The following is a 21,200-nucleotide window of genomic DNA, read 5'->3' on the forward strand; positions in this document are numbered from 1 at the left end:
CATGTCAGTGGTACACTGTCCGCCACATAGCCTGAATATAAAGAGGGGAGGCCAGGTTGTAGAGCAGCCTGCAGCCTCCCCGAATGTTTCTGGATAAAGCATGAGAATACTGATCATTGGACCCAGTTGGGTCGGCGACATGGTGATGGCGCAGACCCTGTTCCAGTGCCTGAAACAGCGTCACCCCGACTGCGTGATCGACGTGCTGGCCCCCGAGTGGAGCCGGCCGATCCTCGAGCGCATGCCCGAGGTGCGCCAGGCCTTGAGCTTCCCGCTCGGCCACGGTGCCCTGGAGCTGGCCACGCGCCGGCGCATCGGCAAGTCACTGGCCGGCCAGTACGACCAGGCGATCTTGTTACCCAACTCGCTCAAGTCGGCACTGGTGCCTTATTTCGCCGGCATCCCCCAGCGCACCGGCTGGCGTGGCGAGATGCGCTACCTGCTGCTCAACGATGTGCGCAAGCTCGACAAGGCGCGCTACCCGTTGATGATCGAACGTTTCATGGCCCTGGCCTATGAGCCGGGCGCTCAACTGCCACAACCCTATCCCCGCCCAAGCCTGCGTATCGAAGACCAGAGCCGCGATGCCGCCCTGGCCAAGTTCGGCCTGGAGCTGGATCGCCCGGTGCTTGCGTTGTGCCCAGGTGCCGAGTTCGGCGAGGCCAAGCGCTGGCCGGCGGAGCATTATGCCGCTGTTGCCGATGCGATGATTCGCCAGGGCTGGCAGGTGTGGCTGTTCGGCTCGAAGAACGATCATCCGGTCGGCGAGCAGATCCGCGACCGCCTGATTCCGGGCTTCCGTGAAGAGTCCAGCAACTTGGCCGGCGAGACCTCGCTGGCCGAAGCCATCGACCTGATGTCCTGCGCCGATGCGGTGGTGTCCAACGATTCCGGCCTGATGCATGTGGCGGCGGCGCTGAACCGCCCGCTGGTGGCGGTCTATGGTTCGACCTCGCCGGGCTTCACTCCGCCACTGGCCGACCAGGTCGAGGTAGTGCGCACCGGTATCGAGTGCAGCCCGTGCTTCGAACGTACCTGCCGTTTCGGCCACTACAATTGCCTGCGCCTGCTCGAGCCCGAAAAAGTCATTGCCGCCCTGCACAGCCTGGGTGGTCCGAACCTGATCGATACCGTGGCCGAGGTCGACTAAGTGCGGGTACTGATCATCAAGACCTCGTCGCTGGGCGATGTGATCCACACCCTGCCGGCGCTGACCGACGCCGCCCACGCCATCCCCGGCATTCGTTTCGACTGGGTGGTGGAGGAGGGCTTTGCCGAGATCCCGAGCTGGCATCCGGCGGTCGACCAGGTGATCCCGGTGGCGATCCGGCGCTGGCGCAAGAATCTCTGGCAAACGCTCAAGAGCGGCGAGTGGAAGGCGTTCAAGCAGCGCCTGCGCGAGCGCAAGTACGACCTGGTGATCGATGCCCAAGGGCTGGTCAAGTCGGCTTGGCTGACCCGTTACGTCAAGGCGCCGGTGGCCGGGCTCGACCGCTATTCGGCGCGCGAAGGCTGGGCCAGCCGCTTCTATGACCGACGCCTGTCGGTAGCGGTCGGCCAGCATGCGGTGGAACGGGTACGCCAGCTGTTCGCCTTGTCCCTGGCCTACGACCTGCCTGAAGGCATCGGCCAGTACGGCCTGGACCTGAACCGCCTGCAACTGCCCCCGACCGCCCCCTACGTGGTGTTCCTGCATGGCACCACCTGGGCCACCAAGCACTGGCCGGAAGCCTACTGGCGTGAGCTGGCCGAGCGCATGGGGCGGCGCAAGATGAAAGTCGTGCTGCCCTGGGGCAATCCTGCGGAGAAGGCTCGTGCCGATCGCATCGCCCAAGGCTTGGAAAACTGCCAGGTACTCCCCAAATTGAACCTCGCAGGGGTCGCTCGCATACTCGCGGCGGCCAAGGCCTGCGTGGCGGTGGACACCGGCCTCGGCCACCTGGCCGCAGCGCTGGACGTGCCGACCATCTCGCTGTTCGGCCCCACCAATCCTGGTCTGACCGGTGCCTACGGACGCGCCCAGATCCACCAGGCCAGCAACTTCCCCTGTGCGCCTTGCCTGCAGAAGAAGTGCACCTACAAACCGAGCGCCGAGGACCTGCGCCGGTTCGATCTCAAACGCGAGTGGCCGCTGTGCTTCACTCGCCTGAATCCCGAGCATGTGGCGGGCCGCTTGAGCGCGCTGCTGCTGGCTGAGGATGTTCGTTGATGCAACTGGCTTTCGTGCTTTACAAATATTTCCCCTTCGGCGGATTGCAGCGCGATTTCATGCGCATCGCCCTGGAGTGCCAGAAGCGTGGGCATCAGATCCGCGTCTATACACTCATCTGGGAAGGTGACATCCCCCCAGGCTTCGAAGTGCTGGTGGCGCCGGTCAAGGCCCTGTTCAACCACCGCCGCAACGAAAAACTCAGCGCCTGGATGGCTGCCGACCTGGCCAAACGCCCGGTCGACCGTCTGATTGGCTTCAACAAGATGCCGGGGCTGGACGTCTACTATGCTGCCGACGGCTGCTTCGAGGACAAGGCACAGACTCTGCGCGGCGGCTTGTATCGTCGCTGGGGCCGCTACCGGCATTTCGCCGAATACGAGCGTGCCGTGTTCGCCAAGGAGGCTGCCACCGAGATCCTGATGATCTCTGAAGTGCAACAGCCTCTGTTCATCAAGCACTACGACACACCTGTGGAGCGTTTCCACCTGTTGCCACCGGGCATCTCCCAGGATCGCCGGGCGCCGGCCAATGCGGCCGAGATCCGCGCAGCGTTTCGCCAGGAGTTCGCGCTGGACGATGACGACCTGTTGCTGGTGCAGATTGGCTCGGGGTTCAAGACCAAAGGCGTCGATCGTAGCCTCAAAGCCCTGGCCGCATTGCCTTCGAGCCTGCGCAAGCGCACCCGGCTGATGGTCATCGGCCAGGACGACCCGAAGGTGTTCCAGTTGCAGAGCGCCACGCTCGGCCTGGGTGACCAGGTGCAGTTCCTCAAGGGGCGCAGCGACATCCCGCGCTTCCTGCTCGGCGCCGACCTGCTGATCCACCCGGCCTACAACGAAAATACCGGCACCGTGCTGCTCGAAGCGCTGGTCGCCGGTTTGCCGGTGCTGGTATCCAAGGTCTGTGGCTATGCCCATTACATCGCCGAGGCCGACAGCGGCCTGGTGCTCGACGAGCCGTTCGAGCAAGAGCAGCTCAACGCCTATCTCCAGCGCATGCTCGAAGACCCCCAGGCCCGCGCCGATTGGGCGCGCAACGGCCTGGCCTTTGCCGACAGCGCCGATCTCTACAGCATGCCGCAGCACGCCGCCGATGTGATTCTCGGCCAGGAGCACGCATGAAGCTGATGCTGGCCGAACCGTTCAAGCGCCTGTGGGCCGGGCGCGATCCCTTCGATGCCGTCGAAGCCCTGCAGGGCGAGGTATACCGCGAGCTCGAAGGGCGCCGAACCTTGCGCACCGAGGTCGAGGGCGAGGGCTATTTCGTCAAGATCCACCGCGGCATCGGCTGGGGCGAGATTTTCAAGAACCTGTTCAGCGCCAAGCTGCCGGTACTCGGTGCCGGCCAGGAATGGCTGGCGATCCAGCGCTTGCAGGAGGTCGGCGTGCCGACCATGACCGCCGTCGCCTATGGCGAACGTGGCAGCAACCCGGCCACCCAGCATTCGTTCATCGTCACCGAGGAGCTGGCCCCCACCGTCAGCCTGGAAGACTTCAGCATCGACTGGCTCAGGCAGCCCCCCGAGCCGCGTCTCAAGCGTGCGCTGATCGATGAGGTGGCGAAGATGGTCGGCGGCATGCACCGTGCAGGCGTCAACCACCGTGATTGCTACATCTGCCATTTCCTGCTGCACACTGACCGGCCCGTGACGCCTGAAGACTTCAAACTGTCGGTGATCGACCTGCACCGCGCACAGACCCGTACGAAAATCACCCGTCGCTGGCGCGACAAGGACCTGGCCGCCTTGTATTTCTCGGCCCTGGACATCGGCCTGACGCGTCGCGACAAGCTGCGCTTCCTCAAGGGCTATTTCCAGCGCCCGCTGCGCCAGGTGCTCGCCGAGGAAGCCGCACTGCTCGCCTGGCTCGAACGCAAGGCGCAGAAACTCTACGATCGCAAGCAACGCTATGGGGATGCGCTCTGATGGCGGGTTGGACACTGGCGCCGGGCTACGAACACCTGGCGGCGGACTTCGGCAGTATCGACGCGGTGTTCGCCCTCGACGGCGAGCGCCTGACCCGTGACCCGCTCAGCGAGGTCATCCGCATCGAGCGCGACGGGGTCAACTACTACGTCAAACGCTACACCGGTGCCGGCAAGCACATGCGTCGCTTCCTCGGACGGCCACGGATCAAGGCTGAATGGCAGAACCTCAAGCAGTTCGCCAAGTGGGGCATTCCTACCGCCGAAGTGGTGGCCTGGGGGCTGGAGCGCAAGGGGCTGTCGTTCGGTCGCGGGGCGATGATCACCCGCGAGCTGCCGCGCACCGAAGACCTTTCGGCGCTGGCCGAGCGCAACGATCCGCGCCTGGCTGATCGCACATGGGTCGAGCATGTCAGTCGTCAACTGGCTCGCCATACCCGGGTCATGCACGATCATCACTTCGCCCACAATGACCTGAAGTGGCGCAACCTGCTGGTGGATGATCAGGCGACGCTGTTCTTCATCGATTGCCCGACGGGCGATTTCTGGCGTGGCTTCATGCTCCGCCACCGGCTTATCAAGGATCTGGCGTGCCTGGACAAGGTCGCCAAATATCACCTCTCGGCCACCCAGCGCCTGCGCTTCTACCTGCAATATCGCGGGCACGCGCGGCTCAATGCCCGTGACAAGCGACGGATTCGCCAGGTGGTGAGCTTCTTCGAGGGAAGGGAATGACCGATTACCTGGCCAGCGCCGACCATGCGCTGCTGCAACGCCATGGCCTGAACGACTTCGAGGCGCTGTGGGCGCTGCAACTGGATGCCGTCGACGAACCCAACACCGGGCGCGGCGGCTGGAGCAGCGTGTTCCGCCTGGAGCTCGAGGGCAAGGGCTACTACCTCAAGCGCCAGAGCGACTACCTCACGCGTACCCTGCACCGGCCGTTCGGCGAGCCCACCTTCGCCCGCGAATTCCGCAATATCAGCCGCTACGAAAAGCTCAACATCCCGGCACTGCAGGCGGTGTTCTATGGCGAGCGCAAGCAGGGCGGCCAGCATCGGGCGATCCTGATGACCCGAGCGCTCGACGAGTGGAATGACCTGGAGAGCTTCCTCGGCCAATGGCCGCAACTGCCCGAGCCTCGACGCCAGGGTATTCTCGCGGCCTGTGGCGAGCTCGCGCGTACCCTGCACGGCGCCGGCCAGGTGCATGGTTGTTTCTATCCCAAGCATATTTTCCTGCGCGAACGCCGCGAAGGCTGGCAGGCCCAGCTGATCGACCTGGAAAAGACCCGGCCACTGCTGTTCGGCATGCGTGACCGCCTCAAGGACCTCGAGCCCTTGCTGCGTCGTGCCCGTGCCTGGAGCGAGGCGGATGTGCGCAGCCTGCTCGCCGCCTACCTGGCGCAGCCGGCCGACAGCGCGCTGGTCGGCACCTGGCTGCAACGCCTGACGCAACGCCGCCGTGAAAAAGAGGCCCGCTGATGCGCTTGTCTGAACTGAAGGATGCCGGGCGCAGCCCGAGCCTGCCCTTGAGCGTGACGCTCGAAGATGCTGCCGGCAGTGCCGAGCTGCAGTTGCTCAGCCTGCTGCGCGTACTGCCAGGGCAGCGCTATGTCGGTGCCGGTATCTGGCGCGGCACGCCGGTGCTGGCCAAACTGCTGGTCGGCAGCAGCGCCGCCCGCCATTTCCAGCGTGAGCTGGAGGGCGCGCGCTTGATGGCTGCGCAGGGGTTGACCACGCCCCGACTGCTGGCCGATGGCCTGAAGGATGGCGAGGGTGGCTGGCTGCTGTTCGAGTTCCTTGAAAACGCCGAAAACCTGGGCGACGCCTGGGCCAAGGTCGAGCATCTGCCGATGCTGGCGGACGAGCAGCATGGGGTGCTCGGCGAGGCGCTGACCGCAGTGGCGCAGATGCATGCCAAAGGGCTGTGGCAGGAAGACCTGCACTTGGACAACCTGCTGCGCCACGAGGGCCACCTCTACCTGATCGATGGTGCCGGCATCAAGGCTGAAACGCCGGGCCAGCAACTGTCGCGCCAGCGCGTGCTGGAAAACCTCGGGGTATTGTTCGCCCAGTTGCCCAAGCGCCTGGAACCCTTCATCGAAGAGGCGCTGGTGCATTACCTGCTGGCCAATGGCGAGCATGCGCTGCCGCTCGAAGCCCTGCAGAAGCAGGTCGACAAGGTGCGCAGTTGGCGCTTGAAAGACTACCTGGACAAAGCCGGGCGCGAGTGCACGCTGTTCAGCGTCGAGCGCAGCCTCTCAGGCTTGCGTGCGATTCGGCGCGAGGAGGTGTCTGCCCTGGTGCCGGTACTGGAGCAGGCCGATACGCTGATCGAGCAGGGCCACCTGTACAAGACCGGCGGTGCCGCCAGCGTGGCACGTATCGAGGCCGGTGGCCGCACGCTGGTGCTCAAGCGCTACAACATCAAGAACACCGCCCACTGGTTCAAGCGTTTCTGGCGCCCGAGTCGTGCCTGGCATTCCTGGATCGAAGGCCATCGCCTCGAGTTTCTCGACATCGCCACGCCGCGCCCGCTAGCGGTGCTCGAGCAACGGGTGATGGGGTTGCGCAGCACCGCCTACCTGGTGACCGAATACGCCGACGGTCCTGATCTCACGGCCTGTTTTGCGCCCTACGTCGAGAATGGCGAAGTGCCTGAAGAACAGGTTCAGGCGTTGGTCAAACTGATGCAGAGGCTGATTGCCGAACGCATCAGCCATGGTGACTTAAAGGGCCACAACCTGTTCTGGCAGAACGGCCAGTGGTCGCTGATCGACCTCGATGCCATGACCCAGCACGCCACTCAGCTCAGCTTCGCTCCTGCCTACGCACGTGACCGTGCGCGCTTGCTGCGCAACTGGCCAAGCAGCAGTGCCTTGCACCAGCGTCTCGATCAATTGCTGCCTCGGCTCACCGAGTAAGCCTGCGGCAGCGTCAGCCAGTCGCTGCTGCGACCGGCCTGGCGTACGCGAAGGCTCCATTGTCCGTCTTGCCAGCGCAAGATGGCGGAGGCGGGGCTTTCGCGGTTTTGCCCGGCAAGCATCAGCCGGTAGTGGTTCTTGAGCAGATGCGCGCGCAGCGGTAGGGCATGGCCACCGGCAAGCAGGTAAAGCCGTTGGTCGCTTTGGTACAACCCGTCGGCATCTTCGTGTTTTTCCCCCGCAGGCACTTCGGCGAGCCGACAGGTGTCGAACAATGCTTTCAGGTCTGGCAGGCCGTCGTACCACAGCACAGGGGAGTCGACGACCCATTCGCCGTCCTCGCGACGCTTGACCGGGACCTTGGTGTAAGCGTCCGGCTTGCGCGGATCGACCACTCGCCAGCGGTAACCGTCGAACGCGACCTGGTAACTCTGGCCGGCGCTGTCCTTGATGAAGTAGAAGGTCAATCCTGGATAGGGTGAGGGCTGTTCATAGATGCCCTCCTTGTGAATGCCGTCGACTCGGTAGCGAAGCTTGCTGGTATTGACCGCGCTGACCATGGCCGGGGGAAGTGACAGTGGCGGCGTCGGTGGCATGGCTCGAATTGCCCGGCGAAGCACCGTTGAACCGGAGACGCTGTTGATGCCGTCGCTGGCATAGCTGAAGGCATCGACCAGCGAGCGCAGCATGCCGATGCGGTCACCTTCGACGTACGCCTTGTGGGTATCGATTATCGAGATCGCGGCACGGGCGAACGACAGCACTGCCAGGGCACGAAGGGGCAGAACCAGGCTGAGCAGGTCGAGGATGACCCACAGCACATGCAGGCTGAGATCGCCCAGCAGCTCCAGTTTCGTATTGGTGGCCGCGTCCACCGCTGAGAGTGCTGCGTGGACCTCGGCCCGATAGCGTGCGTGCTGAAAGTCGCCGGTGATTTCCGGGCGCCTTACCCGTGAGCCCAACCCTCCCTTGGACAGCCAGCGCTCGACGTTATCCGGGTCGGCCAAGGGCATGCGTTCTTTGACATAGTCACGAAGGGCTGGCTTCTCGCGTAGCGTGCGCAGCATGTGCCGAGCGTTGCGATATTCACGCCAGGCGCGTCGATCCGGGGCATCCGGTGTATAGACCAGAAAGCGCTGCATGCCGGCGTTCTCGGGAGTGACGAGCATGACCCCCTGCACGGTGTGGCCGTCGATCAACAGTTGTTGCACGCTCAGGCGCGTTATTTTCAGTGCCTTGCGCTGCTCGCTGTCGGGATGGTCGAGCACGGTGCTGCTCCACAGATAGCCGCGTTCGAAAGGGTCTTCCAGGTAATGGCCGGCGTATCGCGCCTTGGCCGCCTCGGCGCGCATGCGCGCTCTGCTGATGGCGGCATAACTGTCGCGTCGCCACTTGGCCGTCGGTGACTCCAGCAGGTGCGTGCGCAGGTAGCGGCTGTAGCTCTCGCCAACGTCCAGGGCGCGAACCATCTGCTTGATCTGCGCCGGGGTGATCTCGGTCACGGGGCTGCCGTCCGTACGGTGCACTCGTGCTGTCAGCCAGTAGTCGACGTCAAGCCAACTGACGTTGAGCATGGCCAACTCATCCAGGCGATAGCTCTGCAATACCAACTCCACGGTGTCGCCGACCTGTGGGCGGCTGGCAGCGGGGATGTAGCCGGTAGTGAGGCCGGGATGGAAGACTGGCCCTCTCTGGCGTGCCATCGTCACGCTGACATGCAGATCAAGCGGGTCGGCATCGAATTGATACTGCTGGCGCATGGCTGTACGCAGTTGTTTACAGGTCCAGGCGCTCAGGCCTTCGCGGTCCAGGAACTGATCGTGATTGAGAATCCCTGGCGCGGCAGCCTTGTCGATGGCGATCACCAGCTCTTGCATGGTTTGCATGATATGGATCAGGCCTTGTGTCGACGCGTTCTTGAGCCAGGCGGGGCTGTTTCTCTCCAGCAGTAGGGCATAGCGTGTCCGCAGGGCCGACCTGCTGTCGGCCAGCGGCAGCAGGTCGGCGGCCGTTTCCAGCTGGTTGGTCAGGGTTGGCCAGTCGAGTGGCGATGTCTGGGCAGCGTTTTCCCAGACCTGGGTCAGACGTGCATGTTGGCTATCTATCAGGGCCTGTACCTGCAGCTGCAACGGATCATCGTTGAACCATTCGTAGCGCAGGCGTTCGGCATTGCGCGCAAGCTCCCGCTGTTCATCGCCGGCCATCAACTGCAACAGCGGCCTGCTCTGCTGCAGGTCGTCCATGCGCTCGCACAGCTCGGTGTGCAGTTCTGCCAGGTCGTCGAACGCCTCGATGCCATGGGACAGACTGCACAGCAAGGCGTAGTCGCTGGACTCGGCAGGGTCGGGCATGCTGCCCTCGGGGCCGCCTTCGACAATGACGAAGGCGCCGGGCAGGTACTCGCGCCAATGAGGGGTGCCGATGTCCAGCAGTGGGCGGTAGATTTGTGGGCGCTCGGCAGGAGGCAGGTGCTGGCGTTGCCCGGGCAGCGGCATTTCTATGCTGGTTTTGAGCAGTTCGGCGTGGTTCGAACCGAGGGTGTGATCATCGACGCGCAGGGTGATCTGTGCGAGCAATTGCGCGCGTAGCAAGCTGACCAGTCGTGCTTTACGACTTTCGCCGGTGACGCCGGTGTCGAGCCAATACTCGGCGAGGTCTGCGAAATACCGCTGGCGTGCCTTGAGCCAGGGCTGCGAGGTCTCAGGCCGGGGCGGCGACGCAAGCAGGTCGCTCAGCTGTTGATCGAAGGCTTGGAAATGTTGCAGGCTCATTGGCTGCGCTCCGTAGTGATGGAGCGGCCAGCTTGGCGTGCCAGGCCTCGGTGGGCGCGTTAGCCAATTACCTCATCGTCTCGACAGGCCGCGCACTCCAAGTAGCGCCGGTATCCCCAGCCCCGCCCAGGACAGCACATCCCAGGCGCCATCCCCGAGCAGAGCCGCGAACAGCCCCGCAGCGCTCAGGAGGGCGATGGCGGTTGGCCAGGCGAAGATCCGGCGAGTGCTTTGCGAGCGGTGGCTCATGTCCGCACCTCGCGGGGCTTGCGCTGCTTGCCCCACCACAGGTACAGGCCACTGAGCAGGACGACGATGGTCAGCACATCCAGTACCGCCCAGAGGATCTGCATTGGCCGTCCGCCATAGTCGCCGAAGTGCAGCGGCTGTGACAGGCCCATGGCGTCCATGTACCAGGGGCGATCGCCAATGGCGGTGACTTCCAGGGTACGGGCATCGATCAGTACCGGCGTCAGCAAGTGCGAGGTCAGGTGTGTCGCGCCTTTCATGAACACCGCGTAGTGGTGTTCGCTGGAAAAGCGTGTGCCGGGAAATGCGATGAAGTCTGCACGCATGCCGGGCGCGGCCTGTTCGGCGATCTGCAGCAACTGCGTGGCAGGCGCGCGTTCGGTGAGTGGCGGGGCATCGCGATAGGGCGCAACCATCGCCGCCAGGCTGTCATTGCGCCAGGCCGCGATGACCAGGTCGGACAGCGCGCTGATCACCCCGGTGACACCGACCACCAGCGCCCAGGTCAGGGTGACAACGCCGATCAGGTTGTGCAGGTCGAGCCAGCGCAGGCGTCGCGATTTATCGGTGCGGACCGTGGCGAACTGCAGGCGGCGCATGAACGGAGCGTAGAGCACCGTGCCCGAGACGATGGCAACGACGAACAGCACGCCCATGGCGGCCAGCAGGAGTTTGCCGGGAAGGCCGGCGAACATGTCCACGTGCAGGCGCAGGATGGTCATCATCAAGCCGCCATTGGCTGCAGGCATGGCCACCGCCTCGCCGGTGCGGGCGTCGAGCATGAAGGTGTGCGAGGCGTTGGGTTCGGTGCCAGCGGTGGCTGCGGTGATCGCCACCACGCCGTTGCGCTCGTCATCCTCGAAACCGAAATACTGCATGACCTCGCCGGGGCGGTGTTGCTCGGCCTTGATTACCAGTTGCTGCAGGTCCAGATGCGGCGTGTCGGCAGGCATCTCGCGCAGTTCCGGGGCGTCACCGAGCAGGTGTTCGAGTTCGTGGTGGAAGATCAGCGGCAGGCCGGTTAGGGCGAGCAGCAGCAGGAACAGCGTGCAGATCAGGCTGGTCCAGGTGTGGATCGCCGACCAACGGCGGATGGTTTGGCTTTTCATCAGGGTTGCAGCCTTTGCAGCTTGTGCTGTTTTTCAGGACGCAATCGCGGGGCAAGCCCGCTCCCACAGGATTGTGGTGTACCTGTAGGAGCGGGCTTGCCCCGCGATGCATCACTCAGAACTTGTAGTTGGCGCTGACCACAACGCTACGCTGGTCGCCGTAGTAGCAGTAGTACGAATCGCAGGTCGAAATGTAGTCCTTGTTCAGCAGGTTGGTGGCATTGACCGCCACCGAGGCGCCCTTGAGGCTGTTGTCCAGGCGGCCCAGGTCGTAGTGCACCGAAGCGTCGAACACGGTGTAGGCCTTGGCCTTGCCGAGGTAGGTGTTGCCCTGGTCGCCGTAGGTGTTGCCGGTGTAGCGCGCACCGCCGCCGATGCCGAAGCCGTCGAGCACACCGCTGTGCCAGGTGTAGTCGGCCCACAGCGAGGCTTGCTGGTTGGGCATCAGTTGCAGGCGGTTGCCCTTGAACTGGCCGTCCTGTACTTCCGATTTGGCCAGGGTGTAGGCAGCGATCACCTTCAGGTTCTCGGTGACATCTGAGACTGCCTCGAGCTCCAGACCACGTACCTTCACTTCGCCGGTCTGGCTGGTGATCGATACGCCACCCACGTTGTTGGTGACCGAGACGTTTTTCTGGGTGAGGTCATACACAGCAGCCGTCAGCAGGGTATTCGAGCCCGGCGGCTGGTACTTGACGCCCAGCTCCCATTGCTGGCCTTCGGTAGGTTTGAACGAGTCGGTGGGCGACGCACTGGCATTACTGGAGGGTTGGAACGATTCTGCGTAGGAAAGGTAGGGCACAAAGCCCGAGTCGAAGACGTAGCTGATCGCCGCGTTACCGCTGAATTTCTTGTCGCGCTGGGTGTTGGTGGCATCGTTCTTGTTGAAGAACTTGGTACCGGTGTGCACCCAGTCTTCACGGCCACCCAAGGTCAGGCGCCAGTTGCCAAGCGCCATCTGGTCCTGAACATACAGGCCGGTCTGTCGGGTTTTCTGGTTGTAGTCGTAGAACGCCGTGGAGCGATCCGGGCGAGTGATCGGCAGCCCGTAGACCGGGTTGAGGACGTTGCTGTCTGGCACGTTGAAGCCAAAGATCGACAGGTAGTTGCTGTTCATACGCTGGTGATCCAGGCCGATCAGCAGCGTATGGGTGATGTCCCCCGTGGCGAAGTCGCCCTGGAAGTTGTTGTCCACCGCGAACTGGCTGATGTCTTCATCGGTGTTGGTGGACATGCGGCTGACGGTGCCATCGTCCTTCACCGGGCCTCCGGGTTGATAGTAGCTACCGGGAGTGATGGTCTGGAACGCCAGGTCGACTTGGTGTAACGCAGATTCTGGCGGAACTGCCAGACGTCGTTGAAGCGATGCTCGAAGGCATAGCCCAGCGCGTAATAGGTGCGATCGTAGAACTCGTAGTCCGGGTCTCCGAGGTTCTTGTGGTGCGAGATCTTGCCAAACGGCATGTCGATCTTGGTGCCTTGTATCGGCCGGAACTGGCTGGTGGCACCGGTATCGTCACGGGTGAACTGGCTGAGGAAGGTCAGCGAGGTGTCCTCGTCGATGTTCCAGGTCAGGCTCGGAGCGATGTTGTAGCGCTTGTCGTCGATATGGTCGATCTGCGTGCCGCCATCGCGGATCACACCGCTGACGCCGTAGAGAAACCGGCCTTCATCGTCGATCTTGCCGGTGCTGGCAAAGTTGATCTGACGGTGGTTGTCGCTGCCGTACTGCACCTCGATCTCATGTGCGGCTTCGGCTTGCGGGCGGCGGCTGACGATATCCAGCAAACCACCGGGTGGGGTCTGGCCATAGATTGATGACGCCGGGCCGCGCAGCAGGGCCAGGCGGTCGAGGTTCCAGGTTTCCGGTTTTGGGTTGGCGTAGACGCCGCGTGGCAGTGGCAGGCCGTCGAGGAACTGGGTCGGCTCGAAGCCCCGCACGCGCATCCAGTCGTAGCGAGTATCGCTGCCGAAGCTGGCGGAAACGATACCTGGCATGTACTTCACCGCGTCATCGAGGCTGTGCACGCCGCGGTCGCTCATCTGCTGGCGGGTGGCAACCGAGATCGAGCGCGGGGCCTCGACCAGTGCGGTGTCGGTCTTGGTGCCGGCAGCGGTGCGCTTGGCCAGGTAGCCATCGACCGGGCCCCAGGCGCTTTCGCTGTCGCTGGAGGCGTTCACGCTGGTTTCCGGTAGCGCCAGGCTGCCTTCCGGCACGGCGACCAGGCTGTAGCTGCCTGCGCTGCCCTGCTGCAGTTGCAGGCCGGTGCCGCGCAGGGCGGCCTGCAGGGCGCCGATGCCATTGAAGGTGCCACGAACCGGTGCCGAGGTACGTCCGCTGGCCAGGCTCGGATCCAGGGCCAGGGCGATGCCGGCCTCGCTGGCGATCCGGTTCAGGGTGCCGGCCAGCGGCGCGCTGGGCAGGTCGTAGGCCCGCACGCTGGACTGCTCGGCAGCCAGCAGCATGGGGCTGACCAGAGGGGTGGCAAGGCCGATGGCCAGGGCCATCAGGCTGGGACGCAGGTAAGACTCGACAGCACGGGACATGCAGTGGCTCCTAGACGGATAAGTGCTAACTGCTTCCTTGCCGAGCGAGATTTGGAAAGTGACAGGGGGGTGGAGATTTTTTTGTCTGGGGTTATTGCAGGGATGTTCCGGCCCTATCGCGGGGCAAGCCCGCTCCTCCTACAGGTGCACCACCGATGTGAGGAACGATAGGGCCGGTACTGATTCACCGCGGCCCGACGGTCACCCACCAGGGCGTCCGCCGTTCGATCTTCACCGGCAAGGCCGGCACCAGCGAAGCCAGCGCCAGGTCGGTATCCGTCAGCGGGAAGCTGCCGGTCACGCGCAGGTTGGCGACCTCATCCGACACCCCCAAGTGCCCGCTGCGATAACGACCGAGTTCGGCGACCAGGTCCGCCAGGCGCACGTTGTCGACCACCAGCATGCCCCGGGTCCAGGCGTCGGCACCGGCGCTGACCGGGCCGATCAGGCCGAGGCCGTTGCTGTGCATCAAGACTTGCTGGCCCTCGTTCAGCACTTCTTCGTTGCCCGTGTTGCTCGGTTGCGCAGCTACCTGGGCCTGCAGCACTTCAAGGCGTGTGCCGGCAGTTTCGCGTTTGACCAGGAAGCGCGTGCCCAGCGGACGCAGCCGCCCATCGTCGGTGCGCACCCACAACGGGCGAGGGTCGTCGTGGCCGGTTTCAATGGAGATCTCCCCCTGGTGCAGCACGATCACCCGTTGTTCGCCCTCGTAGTCGATATCGACCGCGGTGTGGGTGGCCAGGCTCAGCAGTGTGCCGTCCTCCAGGCGCAGGGTACGCAGCTCTCCGGTCCCGGTGCGTTGATCAGCCAGCCAGTAGCTGGGTGCCAGCGAAGGGGCGCCGATCCAGGCCAGCAGGCCACCGAGCACGAGCATCCCGGCCAGCCCGCCACCGAGCTTGCCAACCCGCTGGCGCAGGCCGGCGCGTGACTGCAGCAGGGCGTGGCGGGCAGGGCCTGCAGCCGCGCCCACGCGTTGGTCGAGCATGCCAAGCTGGAACCAGGCGCGCGCATGTTCCTCGCTGGCGGCGTGCCAGCGCGTGAATTCGTGGCGCTCATCGGCGGTGCCGTCGCCGCCCTCCAGGCAGAGTTTCCAGGCAATGGCGGCTTCCAGGACCTTGGCCGAGACCGGCGTATTGCTCAAGTCGGCTCCCCGTACAACGCCACGTAGCACTGGCGCATGCCTTGGGCAATGTACTGGCGTACTCGCGACACCGACACACCCAGGCGTTCGGCGATCTCGGCATGGCCCATGCCGTCCAAACGGTTGTACAGGAACGCGGTGCGTGCCTTGCTCGACAGTTTGCCCAGCTGGCGGTCGATGGCCTTGAGGTCCTCGAGGATCAGGTGCTGGGTTTCTGGCGAAGGCTGCTCTGCTTCAGGCAGCAACGCCAGCTCGGCAAGGTAGGCCTGCTCCAGGGCGGCGCGGCGGAAATGGTCGAACAGCAGCCCCTTGGCCACGGCGACAAGAAACGCGCGGGGTTCGCGAGGCGCGATCAACTGTTCGCGGCCAAGCAGGCGCACGAAAGTGTCCTGGCTGAGGTCTTCGGCGCGCTGGCGGCAAGCCGTGCTGCGCTGCAGCCAGGCCAGCAGCCAGCTGCGGTGGTCGCGGTACAGGCTGCCGACCAGCTCGGCATGTGGGCTGTGCGCAGAGGACAAGGGCGTTCCCCGGGGAAGAATGCGTTATATAACGATAATGATTCGCGATTGTGGCAGAGGAAGGCGGGGGGATGCAATTGACGCTGGTCAGAATGACTGTGGGCGCGGGTTTATCCGCGAAACGGCCAGCGCCTGCCTACAGGCCATGGCTGTGCACGGCGCGCCGCCGCCACTGCCTCAGCCGCTGTTCCAGTTGCAGCGGACTGTCCAGTTGCTGGCGTCGTGCCTGGCTGAACAGGATCAAGGCCAGCTCTGCGGTGACCTGGGCGTCGGCGCTGGCATGATGGCGCGCCTGTACCTCAAGGCCGAAGCGTGCCACCCAGTCGTCCAGGCCTGCCTCACGTAGCACGGTGTCGGGGTTGAGCATCGGTGCCAGTTCCGCCACATCGATGAAGACATGTTGCAGGCGATAGCCGAGGGTTTCCTTCAAGGCGCGCCCGAGCATGCCCTGGTCGAACGGCGCGTGAAAGGCCAGTACCGGGCTGTCACCGATGAACTCCAGCAAGTCCACCAGCGCTTCGGCCGGGTCGCTGCCTGCCGCCAGTGCGCTGGGCCCCAGACCGTGGATCAGCACGCTGGCGTTGGTCTTCTGTTCGGGACGGTGCAGGGTGCGTTCGAACTGGCGGCCCAGGTCGATACCGCCGTCCTCGATGGCCACGGCACCAATCGACAGCACCTGGTCACGGTTGAGGTTCAGACCGCTGGTTTCGAGGTCCAGTACTACCCAGCGCTGCTCGCGCAGAGGCTGCACGCCGTACGCTGCCGGGCCTGGCAGCGCGGCCAGGCGCTGGCGCAATTCATCGTCGAGCGTCGGTGCGCTGGAGCGTAGCCAGGCGAACAGCTTCATAGCTGGTACCGCTGCGCCAGGCTGCTTTGCAGGCGCTGGGCCTGGCGCAGCGATTCACGCAGGATGCGCCGGTCCAGATGGTTGAGGCTGTCCGGGTCGACGCGGTTGGAGTAGGCCAGGTTATCGCGACTCTGGCGCTGGTGCTGTTGCATGCGGGTCTGCTGGATGAAGTGATAGGCCTCTTCGAAGGCGGCGCCATCGAGGGCATCGATGACGCCCTTGGCCACCAGCTGGCGCAACCGTTCCAGTGTGTTGTTGGCACCGATGCCGTTGGCCAGGGCGAGCAGGCGGGCGCCATCGACGAAGGGTGTCAGGCCCTGGACTTTGAGGTCGAGGGTGGCGGCCTTGTCGTTGCCCTGACGGGTCAGCACGAACTCGCGCAGGCGCCCGACCGGCGGGCGCTGGCGCAGGGCGTTGTCAGCCATCATGCGCTGGAAGATACGGTTGTCGGCAACCTGGGCGAGGATGCCCTGACGAAGCACTTCGCAGCCTTGCTCATCGCCCCAGACCACGCGCAGGTCGAAGTAGATGCTCGAACCCAGCAGGTTTTCCGGGCTGGCTTCGCGGATGAAACCGGCAAAGCGCCGCGCCCATTCGGCACGCGACAGGCATAGCTCGGGGTTGCCGGCCATGACATTGCCCTTGCACAGGGTGAAGCCACACTGGGCGAGGTTGTGGTTGATGTATTGCGCCAGTGGCAGCAGGCGCGCGCGAATGGCGTCGGCTTCGGCGCTGTCGCGTGCCTCGAAGAGAATGCCATTGTCCTGGTCGGTGTGCAGGGTCTGCTCGCGGCGTCCCTCGCTGCCGAAGCACAGCCAACTGAACGCCACGCCGGGGTCGCCGCGTTCGGCCAGCGCCAGCTCGATCACCCGGCAGACGGTATGGTCGTTGAGCAGGGTGATGATCTGGGTGATCTGCGTCGAGGAAGCACCATGGGCGAGCATGCGCTCGACCAGCTGGCCGATCTCGCCGCGCAATGCCACCAGCACTTCCAGGCGCGGCGCGTGGCGGATGGTGCGGGCCAGATGCACCAGGTCGACCCGCTGCAGGGAGAACAGGTCGCGCTCGGACACCACCCCACAAAGGCGACCGTTGTCCACCAGGCAGACATGCGCGATATGCCGTTCGGTCATCGCCATGGCGGCATCGAAGGCGCTGGCCTGGGGGCTTAGGTAGAAAGGTGCGACGGTCATGTGCCGGTCGATCGGTGCGCTGAGCTCGGCGCTGGCGTCGGCGACCACCTGGCGCAGGTCGCGCAGGGTAAAGATCCCGATGGGGAAGCGCTGCTCATCGACGATGGCAATGCTCCCCACCTGTTGTTCGTGCATCGACCGTACCGCGTCGCGCAGCGGCGTGTCGGGCGTGCACACCACCGGATGACGCATGGCCAGCTCGCCCAGCGGTGTATTGAGCGAATACTGCGTGCCGAGGGTTTCCACGGCGCGCTGGCGCACCTGCTGGTTGACCTGGTCGAGCAGGCTGCTGACGCCACGCAGGGCGAAGTCGCGAAATACGCCGGACAACGAGAACACGCGGATGAACGCCGCCTTGTTCAGTTGCAGGCAGAAGGTGTCTTCGCCGGCCAGGTGTTCGGTGCGCGTGGCCCGTTCGCCGAGCAGTGCGGCCAGGGGGAAGCATTCGCCGCTGGCGATCTCGAAGGTGGTTTCCACACCGGGGCCGGTGACATGCTGGCGTTCGCCCACCACCCGGCCCTGCTTGACGATGTAGAAGTGTTCCACGGGCCCGTCGGCGGGCTTGATGATGCTTTCGCCGCTGGCATAGAAGCGCAGTTGGCACTGCTCCACCAGATAGGCGAGGTGGCCCTGTTCCATCTGATTGAACGGCGGGAAGCGCTGCAGAAACTGCAGCGTACCTTGGATGTTCTGCAGCACCGCTGTCCTGCCGGCCTGGGTGTAGGCGTCCTTTTTGCTCATGAAGCTGACCGTATCGCTATGCCGAACTATATATATCTATCTATAGGTATCGGCTTTGTTGTTTTCGGCCTCCATGGTCGGCTGGCTGCCCGTGGATGCCCATTGGACGTAAGTCTATCGGTGAGAGTCGCTGTCAAGGATCCGACGAAAGGTGGGTAGGCTACGCCGGTTTTCGCGGTCCTAAACCTAGCACGAGATTTTTTTGACGAGATGGCCATGGCTGAGCATGACGAAATACTGAGTGACGCCGAGCGCGAGGCGTTGGCCGTGGTGAGCGCGCCAGTGGCGCCCAGGCCGGTGGTGCTGGTGGTGGACGACAACCCGGTGAACAGCGAGGCCCTGAGCCTGTACCTGAAAAGCCGTGGCATCGACTGCATGATGGCCGATGGTGCGCAGGAGGCGATGTTCAAGCTGCACTACGAACCGCGCATCGCGCTGATGATCACCGATCTGCGCATGGAGCCCAAGGATGGCCTGGAGCTGATTCGGCAGATTCGCGAGTCGGAGCGGGCGGCGTTGTCGATCATCGTGGTGTCGGGTGACACCGATGTGAAGGAGGCGGTGGACGTGATGCACCTGGGGGTGGTGGATTTTCTGCTTAAACCGGTGGATCTGGGGAAATTGCTGGGGCTGGTGAAAAGAGAATTGAAGATCGAGTAATGCAGGACTAGGGCTGCTTCGCAGCCCAATCGCGGCACAAGGCCGCTCCCACAGGTACGGCGCAAGCTTCGAACCGTGCACTGTACCTGTGGGAGCGGCCTTGTGCCGCGATTGGGCCGCAAAGCGACCCCCGTCGTAGATCTAACTTACAGCCCGTTACGCGCCTTGAACTCGCGACGGCGGCGATGCAGTACCGGCTCGGTATAGCCGTTCGGCTGCTTCGCACCTTCGACGACCAGCTCGACCGCGGCCTGGAACGCGATGTTGTCATCGATGTTCGGCGCCATCGGGCGGTACTGGGCGTCGCCGGCGTTCTGCTTGTCGACCACCGCTGCCATGCGCTTGAGGCTTTCCAGCACCTGCTCCTGGGTGACGATGCCATGACGCAGCCAGTTGGCCAGCAACTGGGCGGAAATGCGCAGGGTGGCGCGGTCTTCCATCAGCCCGACGTTATTGATGTCCGGCACCTTCGAGCAGCCCACACCGTGGTCGATCCAGCGTACGACGTAGCCGAGGATGCCCTGGGCGTTGTTGTCCAGCTCGTTGCGGATCTCGTCGGCAGACCAGTGGGTGTTGGTCGCCAGCGGAATGGTCAGGATGTCGTCCACCGAGGCCGGGGTACGCGAGGCCAGCTCGCGCTGGCGCGCCTGGACGTCGACCTTGTGGTAGTGCAGCGCGTGCAGGGTCGCGGCGGTTGGCGAAGGGACCCAGGCGGTGTTGGCGCCGGACAGCGGGTGGGCGATCTTCTGTTCGAGCATCGCCGCCATCAGGTCAGGCATGGCCCACATGCCCTTGCCGATCTGGGCACGGCCTTGCAGTCCAGTCGCCAGGCCGATGTCGACGTTGTTGTTCTCGTACGCGCCGATCCATTTCTCGCTCTTCATGGCGCCCTTGCGCACCATGGCGCCGGCTTCCATCGAGGTGTGGATCTCATCGCCAGTGCGGTCGAGGAAACCGGTGTTGATGAACACCACGCGGTCGGCTGCCGACTTGATGCAGGCCTTGAGGTTGACCGTGGTGCGGCGCTCCTCGTCCATGATGCCCACTTTGACGGTGTTGCGCGGCATGCCCAGCAGGTCTTCGACGCGGCTGAAGATCTCGGCGGCGAACGCCACTTCCTCAGGGCCGTGCATCTTCGGCTTGACGATGTACACGCTGCCGCTACGGGTGTTCTTGCGGCTGGTGTTGCCGTTGAGGTTGTGCAGCGCGATCAGGTTGGTGAACAGGGCGTCCTGGATACCTTCGGGAATTTCGTTGCCCTGGGCATCGAGGATCGCCGGGTTGGTCATCAGGTGACCGACGTTACGCACGAACAGAAGCGAACGACCGTGCAGGGTGACGCTGCCGCCATTGGGCGCTGCGTACTCGCGGTCGGGGTTCATGGTGCGGGTGAAGGTCTTGCCACCCTTGGTCACGCTTTCGGCCAGGTCGCCCTTCATCAGGCCCAGCCAGTTGCGGTAGACGACGACCTTGTCGTCGGCATCGACGGCGGCGACAGAGTCTTCGCAGTCCATGATGGTGGTCAGTGCCGATTCCATCAGGATGTCTTTCACGCCGGCGGCGTCGGTGCTGCCGACCGGGGTGCTGGCGTCGATCTGGATCTCGAAGTGCAGGCCGTTGTGCTTGAGCAGCACGGCCGTCGGCGCTGCGGCGTCGCCATGGAAACCGATCAGCTGGGCGTCGTCGCGCAGGCCGCTGTTGCTGCCGCCCTTGAGGGCGACGACCAGCTTGCCGGCGTCGATGCGATAGCCGGTGGAATCGACGTGTGAGCCGGCAGCCAGGGGCGCGGCCTCATCGAGGAAGGCGCGGGCGAAGGCGATGACTTTGTCGCCGCGTACCTTGTTGTAGCCCTGGCCTTTTTCGGCGCCGCCTTCTTCGCTGATAGCGTCGGTGCCATACAGTGCGTCATACAGCGAACCCCAGCGGGCGTTGGCGGCGTTCAGGGCGAAGCGCGCGTTCATCACCGGCACCACCAGCTGCGGGCCGGCCATATGGGCGATTTCTTCGTCGACGTTTTGCGTGGTGGCCTGGAAATCGTCGGCTTGTGGCAGCAGGTAGCCGATTTCCTGGAGGAATGCTTTGTAGGTCGCGGCGTCGTGGGCCTGACCCTGGCGTGCCTGGTGCCAGGCATCGATCTTGGCTTGCAGCTCGTCACGCTTGGCGAGCAGGGCTTTGTTCTTTGGAGCGAGGTCGTTGATGATCTTCTCTGCACCGGCCCAGAACTGCTCGGCGACGATGCCGGTCCCCGCAATGGCTTCGTCGTTGACGAAGTCGTACAGGACCTTGGCGACCTGAAGGCCACCGACTTGAACGTATCCAGTCATTGCTTGCCTCACTCTGCTCAGCTATTTCGCTCTTCTGTATTA

General features: G+C 64.1%; 16 protein-coding genes and 1 pseudogene. 8 read left to right on the forward strand and 9 right to left on the reverse strand.

Annotated features, from left to right (window positions below; all coding sequences use genetic code 11):
* Window positions 1–100 precede the first annotated feature (100 nt).
* From waaF to APH44_RS08055, 7 genes are read left to right on the forward strand one after another with little or no spacing between them, the layout of a single operon-like run.
* Window positions 101–1,150: a lipopolysaccharide heptosyltransferase II gene (gene waaF / locus APH44_RS08025; RefSeq protein WP_054892166.1), complete on the forward strand. Its 1,050-nt coding sequence runs from the start codon at window positions 101–103 to the stop codon at window positions 1,148–1,150.
* Complete coding sequence (gene waaC / locus APH44_RS08030; RefSeq protein WP_054892167.1) at window positions 1,151–2,209, forward strand: lipopolysaccharide heptosyltransferase I; 1,059 nt, start codon at window positions 1,151–1,153, stop codon at window positions 2,207–2,209.
* A complete protein-coding gene (locus APH44_RS08035) occupies window positions 2,209–3,333 on the forward strand; it encodes a glycosyltransferase family 4 protein (RefSeq protein ID WP_054892168.1) in 1,125 nt (374 codons plus the stop codon). The genes waaC and APH44_RS08035 overlap by 1 nt, the downstream gene beginning before the upstream one ends.
* Window positions 3,330–4,136 (forward strand): lipopolysaccharide core heptose(I) kinase RfaP, encoded by an 807-nt coding sequence (gene rfaP, locus APH44_RS08040; protein ID WP_054892169.1) that lies wholly within the window; start codon window positions 3,330–3,332, stop codon window positions 4,134–4,136. Before APH44_RS08035 ends, rfaP begins: the two co-directional genes overlap by 4 nt.
* On the forward strand, window positions 4,136–4,870 hold the full coding sequence (locus tag APH44_RS08045; RefSeq protein ID WP_054892170.1) for a lipopolysaccharide kinase InaA family protein: 735 nt from the start codon (window positions 4,136–4,138) through the stop codon (window positions 4,868–4,870). The genes rfaP and APH44_RS08045 overlap by 1 nt, the downstream gene beginning before the upstream one ends.
* Window positions 4,867–5,619 (forward strand): lipopolysaccharide kinase InaA family protein, encoded by a 753-nt coding sequence (locus APH44_RS08050; RefSeq protein WP_054892171.1) that lies wholly within the window; start codon window positions 4,867–4,869, stop codon window positions 5,617–5,619. Before APH44_RS08045 ends, APH44_RS08050 begins: the two co-directional genes overlap by 4 nt.
* Window positions 5,619–7,061, forward strand: coding sequence for a lipopolysaccharide kinase InaA family protein (locus APH44_RS08055; RefSeq protein WP_054892172.1), 1,443 nt, complete (start codon window positions 5,619–5,621; stop codon window positions 7,059–7,061). The genes APH44_RS08050 and APH44_RS08055 overlap by 1 nt, the downstream gene beginning before the upstream one ends.
* Here APH44_RS08055 and APH44_RS08060 read toward each other — a convergent pair.
* The 8 genes and pseudogenes from APH44_RS08060 to APH44_RS08090 form a co-directional block, all read right to left on the reverse strand.
* Window positions 7,034–9,832 (reverse strand): dermonecrotic toxin domain-containing protein, encoded by a 2,799-nt coding sequence (locus APH44_RS08060; RefSeq protein ID WP_054892173.1) that lies wholly within the window; start codon window positions 9,830–9,832, stop codon window positions 7,034–7,036. The genes APH44_RS08055 and APH44_RS08060 overlap by 28 nt on opposite strands.
* A 72-nt stretch (window positions 9,833–9,904) precedes the next feature.
* Complete coding sequence (locus APH44_RS30045; RefSeq protein WP_177339330.1) at window positions 9,905–10,081, reverse strand: hypothetical protein; 177 nt, start codon at window positions 10,079–10,081, stop codon at window positions 9,905–9,907.
* The gene (locus tag APH44_RS08065; protein WP_054892174.1) at window positions 10,078–11,190 is read right to left on the reverse strand and encodes a PepSY domain-containing protein; all 1,113 of its coding nucleotides are present in this window, start codon (window positions 11,188–11,190) and stop codon (window positions 10,078–10,080) included. The genes APH44_RS30045 and APH44_RS08065 overlap by 4 nt, the downstream gene beginning before the upstream one ends.
* A gap of 115 nt (window positions 11,191–11,305) precedes the next feature.
* A pseudogene (locus tag APH44_RS08070) lies at window positions 11,306–13,737 on the reverse strand (TonB-dependent siderophore receptor).
* 184 nt (window positions 13,738–13,921) lie between these two features.
* The gene (locus APH44_RS08075; RefSeq protein WP_054892175.1) at window positions 13,922–14,878 is read right to left on the reverse strand and encodes a FecR domain-containing protein; all 957 of its coding nucleotides are present in this window, start codon (window positions 14,876–14,878) and stop codon (window positions 13,922–13,924) included.
* Entirely contained in the window at window positions 14,875–15,393 is a 519-nt protein-coding gene (locus APH44_RS08080) for an RNA polymerase sigma factor (RefSeq protein ID WP_054892176.1), read from the reverse strand. The genes APH44_RS08075 and APH44_RS08080 overlap by 4 nt, the downstream gene beginning before the upstream one ends.
* A gap of 136 nt (window positions 15,394–15,529) precedes the next feature.
* Window positions 15,530–16,240, reverse strand: coding sequence for a PolC-type DNA polymerase III (locus tag APH44_RS08085; RefSeq protein ID WP_054892177.1), 711 nt, complete (start codon window positions 16,238–16,240; stop codon window positions 15,530–15,532).
* A complete protein-coding gene (locus APH44_RS08090; RefSeq protein ID WP_054892178.1) occupies window positions 16,237–18,174 on the reverse strand; it encodes a putative nucleotidyltransferase substrate binding domain-containing protein in 1,938 nt (645 codons plus the stop codon). The genes APH44_RS08085 and APH44_RS08090 overlap by 4 nt, the downstream gene beginning before the upstream one ends.
* 216 nt (window positions 18,175–18,390) lie before the next feature.
* On the opposite strand from APH44_RS08090, the gene APH44_RS08095 reads away from it, so the two are divergent.
* Window positions 18,391–18,834: a response regulator gene (locus tag APH44_RS08095; protein WP_054892255.1), complete on the forward strand. Its 444-nt coding sequence runs from the start codon at window positions 18,391–18,393 to the stop codon at window positions 18,832–18,834.
* 146 nt (window positions 18,835–18,980) lie between these two features.
* Here the strand turns inward: APH44_RS08095 and APH44_RS08100 are convergent, their stop codons facing one another.
* Window positions 18,981–21,158, reverse strand: coding sequence for a malate synthase G (locus tag APH44_RS08100; protein WP_054892179.1), 2,178 nt, complete (start codon window positions 21,156–21,158; stop codon window positions 18,981–18,983).
* Between the last annotated feature and the right edge of the window lie 42 nt (window positions 21,159–21,200).

It is taken from the genome of Pseudomonas sp. NBRC 111143, from assembly GCF_001320965.1.
GTDB classification, from domain to species: Bacteria; Pseudomonadota; Gammaproteobacteria; order Pseudomonadales; family Pseudomonadaceae; genus Aquipseudomonas; species Aquipseudomonas machongensis.